A 13385-nucleotide genomic window follows, 5' to 3' on the forward strand; every position below is an offset into this window, starting at 1 on the left:
ACCCGCGGCATGACGGAAAGACCCAGTGCACCTTTACTACAGCTTCGCAGTGATCATCGGTTCAGTACGTGTAGGATAGCTGGGAGACTTTGAACTCAGGACGCCAGTCTTGGGGGAGTCAACCTTGAAATACCAGCCTTGCTGTGCTGCTGATCTAACCTGGGCCCGTCATCCGGGTCGGGGACACTGCGTGGTGGGTAGTTTGACTGGGGCGGTCGCCTCCTAAAGAGTAACGGAGGCGCGCGAAGGTTCTCTCAGGCTGTTTGGAAATCAGCCGTAGAGTGTAAAGGCAGAAGAGAGCTTGACTGCGAGACCTACAAGTCGAGCAGGTAGGAAACTAGGTCTTAGTGATCCGGTGGCCCCGAATGGAAGGGCCATCGCTCATCGGATAAAAGGTACGCCGGGGATAACAGGCTTATCTCCCCCAAGAGTTCACATCGACGGGGAGGTTTGGCACCTCGATGTCGGCTCGTCACATCCTGGGGGTGAAGCAGCTCCCAAGGGTTCGGCTGTTCGCCGATTAAAGTGGCACGCGAGCTGGGTTTAGAACGTCGTGAGACAGTTCGGTCCCTATCCGCCGTGGGCGCAGGAGATTTGAGGGGATCTGTCCCTAGTACGAGAGGACCGGGATGGACGAACCAATGGTGGACCGGTTGTTGCGCCAGCAGCATAGCCGGGTAGCTAAGTTCGGACTGGATAACCGCTGAAAGCATCTAAGTGGGAAGCCAGCCCCAAGACGAGATCTCCCTGAACTTCGGTTCCTGAAGAGCACACCAAGACTAGGTGTTTGATAGGTCGGAGGTGGAAGCGCAGTAATGTGTGAAGCTGACCGATACTAATCGCTCGTGAGGCTTGACCAAATCAAATTGGACAAGTCGAGACTGGGTAAAGGACGCGTTGCAGAGATGCAGCGAGTTCACCAAGGTGAAAAGTCATCGCGCTGGGCAAGACGCTCCAGCCCGGAAAGATATTCAACGATCAGGATCTGCGGATCTGTGAAAACGAAAAGACGGTTTTCCCACCGTCCATAGAGCAAGGGCCACACCCGTTCCCATTCCGAACACGGAAGTTAAGCCTTGCTTCGGCGATGGTACTGCCCATTTCTTGGGTGGGAGAGTAGCGCGACGGTGGGATTGAACTGAACGGCCCCCGCGAACCGACGACAGTCGGAATCGCGGGGGCCGTTTTCGTTTCGGGGCGCGCGACGGGGAGCCGCGCGGGAGGGCGCTGCTCCTCGAGAACGCGCTCAGCGTTCGGGCGCCGCCATCCAGCGTGCGGCCCCGTTCTCGGAGGCGACGAACCCTGCGCCACCTCGGAAGATGCTCGTTCCGGAGGTCTGATCCTCGAAGACCTGCAGCTCGTAGCTGCCCTGGTCCCCGAAGCTCACCACGATCTCGTCGCGGCCATCCGCGTCGATGTCACCGAACGCCGGCCGGACGGTCTCGTTCGCTTCTCGGGCCGCGTCGCGCCCGACCTGCATCCGCAGGAAGCCGGGGTAGCGGTCGATCTGCGTCGAGAGGGCATCATCCAGGAAGAGCACCCAGCTGTCGCTGCCGGCGCCGTAGCCGATCGCGAACTCGTCGAGGCCGTCTCCGTCCCAGTCTCCGAGCGTGGGGTACGTCCCGCCACCCCGACCATCGTCGTCTCTCGCACCCGCCACCCGGACGATGCCGTTTCCGTTCTCGATGCTCTCGTGCCGGGCGAAGGCGCGGAGACCGTCGTCCAGGATCGCGATCGCGCGATGTCCGGCCGCGGTGAAGCCGACGACGAGCTCGTCTCGTCCGTCGCCGTCGATGTCGCCGAGGGCCGGCACACATCCTGTTCCGGCACTCCCCAGCCCCCCGGGCGTGGGCGCGCGGACGATGCCGCCCGTGGAGCCCGCGAAGGGGGCGAAGCCCGTGTCCGCGCTGTCGAACGCGGCGAGGTTCGAATTCGCTGCAGGGCCGAGGCCGATCACGAGTTCGTTTCGCCCGTCGCCGTCGACGTCGCCGCAGGCCGGATGGGTCTGACCGTCCGCCCTGTGGTAGTCGGCGTCCCCTGCGACCACGGAGTCGATCGAGGAGACGTCACCATTCTCGAGATGGATGAGGGCGACCTGGCCGTCGCTGCCGGGGCCGAAGCCGACGACGAGGTCGCTGTCGCCATCGCCGTCGAGGTCGCACCGCGTCGGTCGCAGATCGCGCGTGGCGGCGAGGGAGTCGATCGTCAGGTCGACCACGCGGCCATCGCCGTGAACCATCGAGATGAGGCCGGAGGCGTCCGACGTCAGCCCGATGCTCGCCATGGCGTATTGCGCGGCGAGCGTCGTCCCGAATCCCGGGTCGACGACCGGATCCGAGATCCACTCCCGCTCGGGGGGCAGTTCGGGGGTCGGCTCCGGAGCCGGCTCCCCGCCGGGCCCCGGCGAAATCGGAGCCGCCCGCAGGTGGTATTCGTTCGAGAAGACCGACTCCAGGCCGTTCTCGTCGTAGCTCGAGAGCGCGACGTAGAGATCGGTCGAGGTGTCGATGTTGGTCGAATAGGCGAGGACGGAATCGTCTTCGCTCGGCCGGCCGAGGTCGACCTGCTGGACGTAGTTGCCGCTCTCGGTGCCGAGGTGGAGCATGTATCCGACGACCGTCGGCGTGGGGCTCGGGCGGAACAGGATGTAGTGGTGTTCCGGCCCGGCCATCGCCTCGCCCTGGAGCCCCAGGGTGAGAAGCGCCGTCAGGAGACCCAGACGGTGCAGCGCGCGTCTTCGCGAAACGGAAGCGCGCGACGGTCGAGGAAGGAAGCAGGTCGTGGATCGCAGGGTCTTGCTCGGCATGACCAGTGATTCGGGTGCCGCCGCAGGGGCCTCCGTGATCGCCCTCACCGGGGCTCGCTTCCCGCTTCGGAATTCCGGATGGCCGTGACGGATGACCCGCGAACACGTGACGCCCGGCACGGTCGGCGGTGCCGGCGAGACGGCCGATCGCGGTCGAGCGACCCGCGCCGCGGCGGAACCGCCGGGCGGGGCGCGGACGGAATCGCCTTCGTGACCCGTTCCGGCGACGCTCCTCCGCGCTGCGGCCCTTCCACGTCCGACTTGCGCGCGTCTGAGCCGAGGGAGAGGAGAGGGGGCCCGACGGGGTGCCCTCCGTGCGCTCCAAGAGGAACGGCCGGCCCCGCGAGCGGGGCCGGCCGTCGTTCGTCCGGATGGCGGGAGCGGCTCGGTCTACGCCGCCTCTTCCTCCCCGTCCACCTCGAGACCCGCATCGATCGAGCGGGCCAGGCGACCGTAGAGGCCGATCTTCAGGCTCTCGAGGGTCGCGTAGCCGACGAGGGCGAAGATCGTCGAGGAGAGCGCCAGGGCGAGGGCGCCCATCTGCAGCACGTCGTTCGAGATCCGCATCGAGAGCAGCAGGACCGCGAGGCCGCAGGTCGTCCCGATGAAGCCGATCGGCGGCAGGATGTTGGCGTACATCGAGATCGGCTGGGCGAAGCTGGTCTCGTAATCGTCGATCACCAGCTGCTTGGCCGCGTCGCGCACGAAGGGCAGCTCCTGATCGCCGTCGAGCTGTCGCGTCGCCGAGGTCGCGACCGCACGGGTCAGGGCGACGACGCCGGTCGCTCCAGCCGCGCCCGGGTCGCGGGGAAGGGCCGTCGCACGACGGGCCCGCCAGCAGAGGAGGGTGCCCCGCGCGAGCGGGATCCAGACGGCGATCAGGGAGATCGCGCAGACGACGAGGGTCACGCGGAGCTCGCGGGTGCCCAGGTCGAGGATGGGTTCGATCATGACCGGATCCATCAGGCACCTCCCGTCTGGTGTCGGAGGAGGGCGATCCCCTGCTCGAGTGTGACCGCCTGTCCCGTCGGGTAGAGCACGAGCATGCTGGTCATCGAGGCGAACTCCTCCTCGAGTCGGTCGATCGTCGCGCGGACGGCGCCGGCGTCGCCGATCTGGTGGAGCAGCACGGCCTTCGAGAGCAGGAGCTCCGCGTGGAAGGGGCGCAGCTCGGGATGCGAGACCGCACCGTCGTGCTCGATCAGCGGGTCGACGCGATCGGTCAGGTAGGGCCGGGCGAAGCGCACGAAGCGCTCGATGCCCGCGGCCTTGCCGTGTCGCTGGAGCTGCTCGAGGGTGAGGCGGAAGCTTCCGAGGTCGCGACGGACGCGACGCATCGAGTACTTGCGCTGGGCGAGGGCCTCTCCGGCGAGCTGGGCCTCGAGGGCTTCGCTGCCGGACTGGCGCTCGAAGAAGGCGGCCTGCGGGCCGTTCTGGAAGAGGCAGCCCGTGGTCAGGACCGCGGTGGCGACGCTCAGGGCGAGCGGCGTCAGGAGTCGGCGGGTTCGATTCATCGTCGTCGTTCCTCGTCGAGGGTTCTGGTCGTGTGTTGCGTGAATGCTCATCGTTCCTCCCCGGCGGCCCAGCTCTGGAGGATCTCCCACGCGGCCTGGGAGCCCGCGCTGGTGGCCTCCGGGGCCGGTGCCGGACCGGTCGTCGGCGCGTACTCCTCCGCGTAGCGGCGGAGCAGACCGTGGACCGGGTGGTCGCGCTGGGCGGCGAGCTCGCTCTGCAGCGCCTCGTGTCCGAGCGTGGCCTTGAAGGTCGGGAGCGAGTGGGCGATCGCCCGGATGCGCGCCTCGAGGCGCTCGTGGTTCGAGCCGAGCCGTTCGAGATCGAGGCCGAGCTGGGCGATCTGCTCGCTCTGCCGCGTGCGCCCGTTGCCGCCGATGGCGACCGCCGGCGGGGCGGGGCCCTCGTTCTCGCCGGAGAGCTCCGCGGCCAGTCGGTGGGCCTCACGGCGCTCCGTGTTCAGGCCGTCGCGCTCGGTCCGGGTCGCCGCCACCCGGGCCGCGACGTCGTCCCGCTCCGCCTGCAGGCGAGCGAACTCCGCTTCGAGCTCGGGGAGCTTCGACTCGTCGGCGAAGCCGAAGTAGACGAGGCTGCGATCGTTCTCGAAGGCGGTGCGGAAGCTGGCCATCTCCTGTCCCCAGACGCTGCCGTTCTCGATCCAGCGATCGAGGTGGCGCGAGCGGACGACCCCGTCGGCGATCGGCTTCGCCACCGCCAGGAAATCGCTCTCGCGGCCGGAGCGCTGGAGAGCGACCGCGAGGGTCGACCACAGGGCCCGATCGAAGGGGAAGTACCCGAGCGCCGTCTGGTACTGGGTGATTGCCTCTTCGAGCTGGTCGACGGAAGCGTCGCCGCCGGCGAAGAAGAGCACGCCGTCGCCGATCCCCCGGGCCGCCAGGTAGGCGCCGAAGTAGGCGGAGTCGGGTAGGGACTCGCCGGTCGGATCCCCGGCGAACGACTCGAAGGCGTGGAGATAGCGCGAGTAGGTGTTGATCGCGTGGACGATCGCCTCGTCGGACGCCGGACCGCCCTGGTCGCGCCGCGACATGTAGTAGGCGGCCGCGTTGAAGCTCGCCTCCTGGATCTCGGACCACAGGCCCTGCATCGCCGTCAGGTAGGCGTCGCGCCCCTGATCGACGTAGCCCTGCCGGTCCCAGTCGCCGTCCTTGGCCGCGTGGAGCGAGCCGTAGAGCTCGAGCGCGCGCTCGATGCTGAACGGGATGTCGAGGGTCACTTCCGTCTCGGTGCGTTCGGCGGTGGCGTAGACCTCGCCGACCTGGCGCAGCGCCCGGGAGTAGATCGCGATCTGTCCCTGGAGCGTGTTCGCGTTGCGCATCGCGCGCTGGTACGCGGCGACGGTGTCGCGGACGGCGGCCTCGCTGGCCGCGTCGAAGCCGTTCTCGGCGAGATGCTTGCGCGCCCGCTGATGGGCGCGTTCGGCTTCGATCAGCGCGAGGGTGTAGCTCAGGCTGCCGCCGTCGCTCTCCGCGCCGTCGAGCCGCGCGACCACGTGGTCGAGGAAGGCCTTCGACGTCGCATCGACCGGAATCGCTTCCGGGTCTGCGCCGACGCGTTCGTCGGTCAGGACCCGGACGATGGCGCCGAGGGAGTCGATGTCTCCGTCGAGGGCCGCCGTCTGGCTCTGCACCAGGATCAGGCGGGCGACGCTCTCGTAGAGGTGCGGAAGCGTCCGTACGAACCCGGCGTTGCCGTTCTCGGTCAGAGCGAGGGTCTTGTAGGTCTCGAAGGGGACTTCGAGGGGCGTGATCACGCCGAGCCAGACCGAGAGGATCTGGTCGACGAATGCCGCGGCGTCACCGCCCTGCAGTGCCTCGTGAGCGTGGATCGTGTGGAACCAGTAGCGGTTCTCGTGCCGGTCGAGGCGATCCTCGAGCTGGTCGATCGTCGCGACGGCGTCGGCGAGACCGGAGCGTCGGTCGCCGATCCGGTGGAGGAGCAGCTCCGCGATCGCCTTGCGTCGGAGCTGGATTTCCGTCATCGGCGTCTTGCTCGCGGCGAGCGCCGGGAAGGTCTCCGCGTGGTAGTCCGCGAGGCTCCGGCCGACCACGTGCGTGGTGCGCTCGAGGAGCGCGCGCAGGTCGGCTTCGTCCGCCGCCGAGTAGACGTAGGCGTGATCGAGGTAGTCGTTCCAGCTCGGCTGCGCCGCGGCCATCGCCTTCGGGGCGACGAAGGCGAGGAGGCCTGCGAGCACGCCGAGCACGGCCGCGGGCCGCGTCGACGTTCGGGGCCGACGCAACCGGCGACCCGGTCCATGGTCGAGGGATGTCTGCATCATCTCGTTTCGATCTCCTTGCTGGGAGTTCCTTCCAGGCAGCGCAGGGCGCGCTCCAGGACTTCGCACGCGTTGCGCGGGCCGCTCGTGGCTCGCTTCGGCGTGTCGTGATTGCGGGCGCCCATCAGGAAGGCGTTCAGGTTCCGCGTCTCGAGGAAGCGGTAGGCGCCTTCGGCGTGGGTGCAGGTGGGTCGGTCGGCGGCGGCGAGCATGATCCGTCGCTTGAGCGCGTCCTGGCGTCCGGCCGGGTGGCAGTCGGGCAGGTCTTCGAGGGGCACCGCCTCCCAGCCCTCGGAATGGAGCTGGTCGAGCGCGGCTTCGCGCACGGCGAGGGCCGCGGCGTTCGAGGACGTCGCGACGGCCGGCAGCGCCCGGTCGCGGGCCCCCTGAACCGGGACTGCGGTGGCGTCCGCGTCGAGGCCGGCGAGGAAGGCGCGCCGATCGTTCATCGCGTCCCAGGCGGGCGTCGCGGGGGTGTCGGCTCCGCTTCGGGCGGTGGGGCGCGCGTTCTCGCGGGTGACGTCCGGGAGGGTGCGCGGCGTGTCCGGTCCGCCGTCGGGTGTGCTGCCGGCGCGGGGGCTTCGCGGGACGGCCAGCGCGAGATCGGCCAGGGCGCGCGCCGTCGGGAGACCACCGGGCCGCGTCGCTGCGGGGCGATTCGGCGCCGGCTGCGTCGCCAGCTCCGGGATCGACGGCGCACGGGTCGCCGCGAGCGCGCGGGGATCGAAGGGGAGCGTCGTTTCCGGCTCCGCCTCGGGGGCGGGCTGCGGCGACGCGTCGGCGCGAATGTCCGGCACCGGGATCGGCTCGCTCTTCGCGAGCGGCCGCGGCTTCGGGGGCACGATCGGATCCGGCGGCACGTCCCAGGCATCGGCGACGAGGACCGTCGGCACTTCGAGTCCCTCCGGCGGGGTCGTCGCGACCGAGGCCAGGCTGCCTACCAGGGCCGTAAGGACCAGGCAGGCCAAGCCGGGCGCGAGCGATCCGAGCCGCTCGCCGGCGATCGGTGCGCGCGCCGTCGTCGACAGCGACTCCGTCTCGATCGGGGTGCCGAGGGATAGACGCGCGGCGCCGCGCCCGAAGCGGCGATGCATCAAGAGGGGATCCATCCCGACTAACGCGTTTCCGTCGCGGCGGCGGCGGCGACGTCGTTCGGGGCCGGGGTCGCTTCGTTCGTGGAGGGCGCGCCGGCGCCCGGTCGAACGGCGCTGACGCGCGCGCCGCCCCAGGTCTCGTCGAGCAGGGCGACGGCGACGAGGAGATCCTCGGCACGCGCGTCGCGGTGGGGCGCCAGGATCGGCTTGGTTTCGCCGCGACGGTCGAGGAGTCCGAGCGCGGCGGCGAGGTCCTCGGCGCTGCGCGACGTCGACGCGTCGGGGTCGGCGCCCGGCTCGATCAGCACGAAGGGCGCGTGGCTCGCGGCTTCGTCGACGGGGGCGGGCAGCGGGTGGATACGGAGCTGCCACACGTCGGCCTTCGCGGGAAGATCGGTGGGTGCGCCGGGGCCGTGGATGCGCGGGATCTCGATCGTCGCGAGATCGAGACGGTCCGGGTTCTCGCGCGGCCCGATCTGGGTGAACGCGATCAGGAGCAGGAACGCCAGATCGACGAAGGAGAAGAGCCAGATCGGCGCAGATCGTTCGTGTCGCAACATGTGCAACGGGATCGGAATCCGACCGGCAAGCCTTGAGCAAGTTGCCGTCCCGTTGCCGATTAATTTCCCCATCCTGAGGGGGGCCGGCTTCTCACAAGAGAATCCGGTGACGCGCATCACGCTTGCGCGAGAGCGACGTTTCAGCGTGCGACGTTCGCCGGATGGGGGGCGATCCCGGCTCGGGAAATCGCCGGAGCGGAGCTTGCGGCGGAGCCCCCGGCTGCCTGGGGGATCGTCCTCCCGTCGCGCGCGGCTACCAGACGCCCGTGTTCTCCATCGAAGCCCACGGCTCCTGGGGCGTGAGGCCCTGGCCCTTCTGGATCAGCTCGACCGAGATGCCGTCGGGCGAGCGGATGAACGCCATGTGTCCGTCGCGGGGCGGGCGATTGATGGTCACGCCGCCGTCCATCAGCTTCTGGCAAGCGCCGTAGATGTCCTCGACCTCGTACGCGAGGTGACCGAAGTTGCGCCCGCCATCGTATTCCTCGGGGTCCCAGTTGTGGGTCAACTCGACCTGCGCCGCTTCGTCACCGGGAGCGGAGAGGAAGACGAGGGTGAAGCGACCGGCTTCGACGTCGACGCGATGGCGCTCTTCGAGACCGAGCAGGTCGCAGTAGAAGCGGAGGGAGGCGTCGATGTCGGTCACGCGGACCATCGTGTGCAGGTATCGCAAAGCGGGCTCCTGTTCGGGCGGGACGCCGGAAGAGTAAGCGCTGGCTCGCGGCCGCGCCGCCTCTCTCGATCGACTCCGGGATCTGCGCTAAACCCCTGGCATCGATCGTGATTCGCGATCGACACCCCCCGGTTGGAGTCGCAGGAGCAGACCCCCTGGAGCCGCGCGGCCTTTCGGCCGCGCCAAGCGAACCGGAACCGGAACCGGCCGTGCCCTGACCGAGGGCCGGGTCGGCGGAGTGGTGTTGGACGCGAGGCGTAGCCGAGACTTCGGACGGGTGTTGGGCGCGATCGGCGTGGCCGAGTCGACGGATGGGTGCTGGACGCGATGGGCGTAGCCGAGTCGACGGACGTGGGACTCCGCCTCGTCGACGTGCTCGACGTGCTGATCGTCTCTGCGGTCTGTTGGGTCGCGATCGCGTGGGTACGTGAATCGCGGGTTCGCGTCGCCCTCGGCGGCGTCGCCATCGTGAGCGCGCTCTACGGACTCGCCTCCTTTCTGGAACTGCGCCTCACGACTTCGGTGCTGCAGGGCTTCATCGCGATCGCGGCGCTCGTCCTCGTCGTCGTCTTCCAGGACGACCTGCGCCGCTTCTTCGAAGGCCTTTCGCTCTCGCTCATGCGGAACGCGACGCCGCGGCCCGGCGCCGACGTGCTCGACGAGCTCGGCACGCTCTGCTTCTCGCTCGCCTCCGCACGGGTCGGCACGCTCTTCGTCCTGCCCGGTCGCGAGCCGATCGATCGCTTCCTCGACGGCGGGCACTACCTGGGCGGACGCGTGAGCGAGCCGCTCCTTCGGAGCCTGCTCGATACGAAGACGCCGGGGCACGACGGCGCGATCGTGATCCGCGGCGGTCAGGTCGCGCGCTTCGGTGTGCACCTGCCGCTGTCGACGGAGTTCGATCAGCTGGGCGCCGGAGGCACACGGCACGCTGCGGCGCTCGGGCTCGCGGAGCGGAGCGATGCCTTCTGCATCGTCGTCTCCGAGGAGCGCGGCGTCGTCTCGGTGGCCTGGCGCGGGCGGCTGATCCCCGTCGACACGCCCGCGGCGCTGCGCGACCTCGTCGAGAAGTTCCTCGAACGGAGCGCGCGCCGTCGCCGGGAGCCGTGGGTCCGGTCGCGACTGGATCTCGCGAGAAGACGCTGGCGGGAGGGCGTGCTCGCGACGGCACTCGCCTCGGGGCTCTGGGTCCTGACGGGGCCCGGTGCGATGGTGGACCGGACGTCGCGGTCGATCCCGGTCGTGGTCGAGAACGTGCCCGACGGATACCGCGTGGCGAGCGTCGAGCCCGCGCAGGTCGACGTCGAGTTCGAGGGGCGCCGCCGCGACTTCGTGATGGCCCCGGACGACGGCTTCGCCGTACGCGTCGACGGGGATCTCGTCGATCAGGGGCGACGCACCTTCGCGGTCGACCCGGAGCAGGTCGAGCATCCTCCGGCGCTTCGCGTCGTCGGCATGGACCCGATCAAGGTCCGACTCGACGTCGAGTCGCTCTAGGCCGTCGTCTCCGCGGCCGCGTCCGTCGAAGCCCCGATCGGCGGGGACACGCCGGTCACGACCAGCAGCGCGGGCAGGAAGACCAGGTTGGCGACGACGGTCCAGAACATGCCGATCGTGAGCATCACGCCGAGGGTGTGCATGCCTTCGTGGCCCGAGAGCGCGAGCGTTCCGAACGAGAGCGTCGTCGTCACCGCGCTGTAGAACACCGCGCCCGCGGTCGCGCTCTCGACCAGCGATCCGGGGAGCGAAGGGCTCGCGGCGAGGTGGCGGGCCCGGTGGACGAGGTGGATCCCCGAGTCGACGCCGATGCCGAAGAGCAGCGGCAGGACGAGCACGTTCGCGAAGTTGAAGTCCATGTCGATGATCGCCATCGAGGCGCAGGTGAGCAGTGAGCCCAGGGTGAGCGGGGCGAGCACCAGCGCCACGTCCGCCGGTCGTCGCCAGAGCACGAAGAGGAGCGTCGAGATCGCCAACGCGGCGGAGATCAGGGCCTGGCGGAAGGAGCGCGCCGTCGCCTCGCCGAATTCGACCAGGTTGATCGCGATTCCGGCGGCGCGCGGCGCGACCTCGAGGACGCTCGACACGAAGCGCTTCAACGCCTCGAAGTCCTGGAGCTCTTCCTCGGGATAGGCCTGGATCCGGTGCGTTCCGTCGGGCGCTCGGAGGCGTCTCACCAGCTCGGCGGGCAGGTCCTCGAGGGTGACCGCGGTCGGGTCGAGAGAACGGCGGAAGCGCGAGATTTCTTCCGGGAAGCGATCGAGCAGGATGTCGCGATAGTCCGACAGCACGCGGCCGGGGTCGTCCTCGGACTCGATCCGGCCGAGGAAGGTCTCGAGCCGGGACTCGAGGGCGTCGAGGGACGCGACGAGGTCGCCGTCGTCGTCGGGGCGCTCGGCTTGACGTAGGACTCGACGAAGGGTTCGGATCGCGTCGGTCTGCTCCCCGATCGTGTAGGCGGGACGGTCGTCTCCAACGGCTGCCGGCGCCTCCATCAGGAAGGCGAGGTCCGTCAGGATCTCGATCTTCTCCTCCTGGTCGTCCGGGATGTAGCTCGCCAGACGTACGGTTCGGCCGATCTCCGGCCGCGCCTCGAGCGCCTCCGCCTCCCGTTCCGCCTCGGCAGGACTCGAGGCCAGGACGTTCACGTACCAGGGGGAGGTCTGGCCGTCGGCCAGGAGGTCGCGGAAGGCCTGGACCGACGTCGTATCCGGATCCCGCATCTCGATCACGTGTGCATCGAAGCGAAGGTCGAAGAGGAGGGGCACCGCGCTCGCAGCCAGCGCCGCGGCGCCGACGACGACGAGCCGGGGATGGCGCGCGATCCGGAGCGCCAGCGCCTGGTCGATCCGGGAGGGCGCCGGGACGACGACGTCGTCCGGAATGCGCAGCCGCCCGAGCAGGAGCGCCGGAAAGAGGGTCAGCGTGAGGAAGAGGATGATGAACATGCCGGCGCCGGCGATCGCGCCGAGCTCGGCGACGCCACGGTACTCGGTGGGGAGGAAGACGAGGAAACCGATGGCCGTCGTGAAGCCGCAGAGCACGAGGGACGCACCGATGGCGTCGATCGCCGCGCCCAGGGACTCGCGGTTGGGCAGCCCGTGATCCCGGCGCTCGTCGGCGAACGCCATGCCGAAGTGGATGGCGAAGTCGACGCCGAGGCCGATGAAGAGGATCGCGAAGGCGATCGAGATCAGGTTCAGCTCGCCGATCGTGAGCGCGGCGAAGGCGCCGGTCCAGACGAGTCCCACCAGGAGCGTGACGAGGGATGCGATCACGAGACGCCAGGAGCGGAACGCGAAGAAGAGAAGGACGGCGACCAGCGCGAAACAGAAGGCTCCGGCGCCCGCGATGTCCCAGAAGAGGCCGAGCATCTCCTCGTGGTTGAGTGCCGGGTTGCCGGTCACGCGCACGCGAACGCCGGGGGCGTCGACGAGTCCGGCCCTTCGCGTGGCCTCCGCGATCGCTTCCATGCTCTCGCCGGCCACGAGGATCCGGTCGAAGTCGAGGAAGGGATCCACGACGATCACGCGCCGGGTCGGGATCTCGAGGTCGGACCCGGCGAGCAACATCGACTCCCAGGAGAGTCGGACGGAGGCTTCCTCGTAGACCGCGATCGTCGCTTGCCCGACTTCGTCGAGGAGAGGCTTCCAGTCGCCGGTCTCGAACCCGGTCTCGCCATCGGACTCGAAGCCGAGCCGAACGAGCTCCGCGAGCTGGACCAGGCTCGGGTCGCGCTCGAGGCTGGCCAGGATCGGCTGGAGGGTCGCGACCTGGTCCGCGAATTCGTCCAGCTCGTCGGCGCTCTGGTAGAGCAGCGCATTCTCTTCGAAGAAGGCGCCTCCGCCCGGGACGTACACGTCGCGGAAGACGTCGCCCATCGCTTCGAGCTCTGCCGACAACGCATCGGTCGCTTCCCGCGCGAGCGCCGGCGTCTCCCCGTCGACGACGACCAGCATCGCCTCTTCGAGATTCGGGAAGAGCGCGGCGAAGGCAGCGTGGTTCTTGCGCGACTCGAGGCTCTTCGACACGAGGCTCAGGTTGTCGGCGTTGATCCCGAGGGCGAAGAAGGCGTAGACGAGGGCGGCGAGGGTCAGGGCGAGGCAGATCGCGGTGACGGCGTCGGGACGGTCGGCGATCCCGCGGAGCCAACGCTGCAGACGCGGCGTCAGCATCCTCTGGAGCGGTTCGTTCATGGTCTCGATTCGATCCGGATCCAGCCGTGGCGGGCGGTGGCGCGCGGGCCGCTGTGCGCGCCGTGAGCGCACGGTCCAGCTGCGCTCGGGCGGGGCGCGGGGCGGCGCAACGATAGGCGAGTCGTGGGCGGGCGTCGCTTCGCCCGGGCGCGTTCGGCGGCCCCGGGTCGGCCTGGGACGTGCGGCATCAGCATCGGGGCGGCGAGGCGTCAGGCCCGGGCAGGCTCGTCCCCTGGCGGCCCCTTCTGCCGCGG

At 69.4% G+C, this 13385-nt stretch carries 9 protein-coding genes and 2 rRNA genes; 3 read left to right on the top strand and 8 right to left on the bottom strand.

Annotated features, from left to right (window positions below; translation table 11 throughout):
- Nucleotides 1-860, top strand: a 23S ribosomal RNA gene (locus NXI30_27485); the annotation flags it as partial.
- Between the two features lie 157 nt (nt 861-1017).
- Nucleotides 1018-1133 (top strand): 5S ribosomal RNA (gene rrf, locus NXI30_27490).
- 113 nt (nt 1134-1246) lie between these two features.
- On the opposite strand, the gene NXI30_27495 is transcribed toward rrf, so the two are convergent.
- From NXI30_27495 to NXI30_27525, 7 genes are all read right to left on the bottom strand, one after another.
- Entirely contained in the window at nt 1247-2806 is a 1560-nt protein-coding gene (locus NXI30_27495; protein ID MCR9097981.1) for a VCBS repeat-containing protein, read from the bottom strand.
- Between the two features lie 390 nt (nt 2807-3196).
- Nucleotides 3197-3769 carry a hypothetical protein gene (locus NXI30_27500; protein ID MCR9097982.1) on the bottom strand — a complete coding sequence of 191 codons (573 nt, stop codon included), beginning with the start codon at nt 3767-3769 and terminating at the stop codon, nt 3197-3199.
- On the bottom strand, nt 3769-4320 hold the full coding sequence (locus NXI30_27505; GenBank protein ID MCR9097983.1) for a hypothetical protein: 552 nt from the start codon (nt 4318-4320) through the stop codon (nt 3769-3771). Before NXI30_27505 ends, NXI30_27500 begins: the two co-directional genes overlap by 1 nt.
- Nucleotides 4321-4367: 47 nt before the next feature.
- On the bottom strand, nt 4368-6614 hold the full coding sequence (locus NXI30_27510; GenBank protein MCR9097984.1) for a hypothetical protein: 2247 nt from the start codon (nt 6612-6614) through the stop codon (nt 4368-4370).
- The gene (locus NXI30_27515) at nt 6611-7720 is read right to left on the bottom strand and encodes a hypothetical protein (GenBank protein MCR9097985.1); all 1110 of its coding nucleotides are present in this window, start codon (nt 7718-7720) and stop codon (nt 6611-6613) included. The genes NXI30_27510 and NXI30_27515 overlap by 4 nt, the downstream gene beginning before the upstream one ends.
- A gap of 5 nt (nt 7721-7725) precedes the next feature.
- Nucleotides 7726-8265 (bottom strand): hypothetical protein, encoded by a 540-nt coding sequence (locus tag NXI30_27520; protein MCR9097986.1) that lies wholly within the window; start codon nt 8263-8265, stop codon nt 7726-7728.
- Nucleotides 8266-8518: 253 nt separating this feature from the next.
- Complete coding sequence (locus tag NXI30_27525) at nt 8519-8938, bottom strand: VOC family protein (GenBank protein ID MCR9097987.1); 420 nt, start codon at nt 8936-8938, stop codon at nt 8519-8521.
- Nucleotides 8939-9265: 327 nt separating this feature from the next.
- On the opposite strand from NXI30_27525, the gene NXI30_27530 reads away from it, so the two are divergent.
- Nucleotides 9266-10435, top strand: coding sequence for a diadenylate cyclase (locus NXI30_27530; protein ID MCR9097988.1), 1170 nt, complete (start codon nt 9266-9268; stop codon nt 10433-10435).
- Here the strand turns inward: NXI30_27530 and NXI30_27535 are convergent.
- Nucleotides 10432-13131 carry an MMPL family transporter gene (locus NXI30_27535; GenBank protein ID MCR9097989.1) on the bottom strand — a complete coding sequence of 900 codons (2700 nt, stop codon included), beginning with the start codon at nt 13129-13131 and terminating at the stop codon, nt 10432-10434. The two genes, NXI30_27530 and NXI30_27535, sit on opposite strands and share 4 nt — an antisense overlap.
- Nucleotides 13132-13385 lie beyond the last annotated feature (254 nt).

Source organism: bacterium, assembly GCA_024742285.1.
GTDB lineage: Bacteria > Myxococcota_A > UBA9160 > UBA9160 > UBA4427 > UBA4427.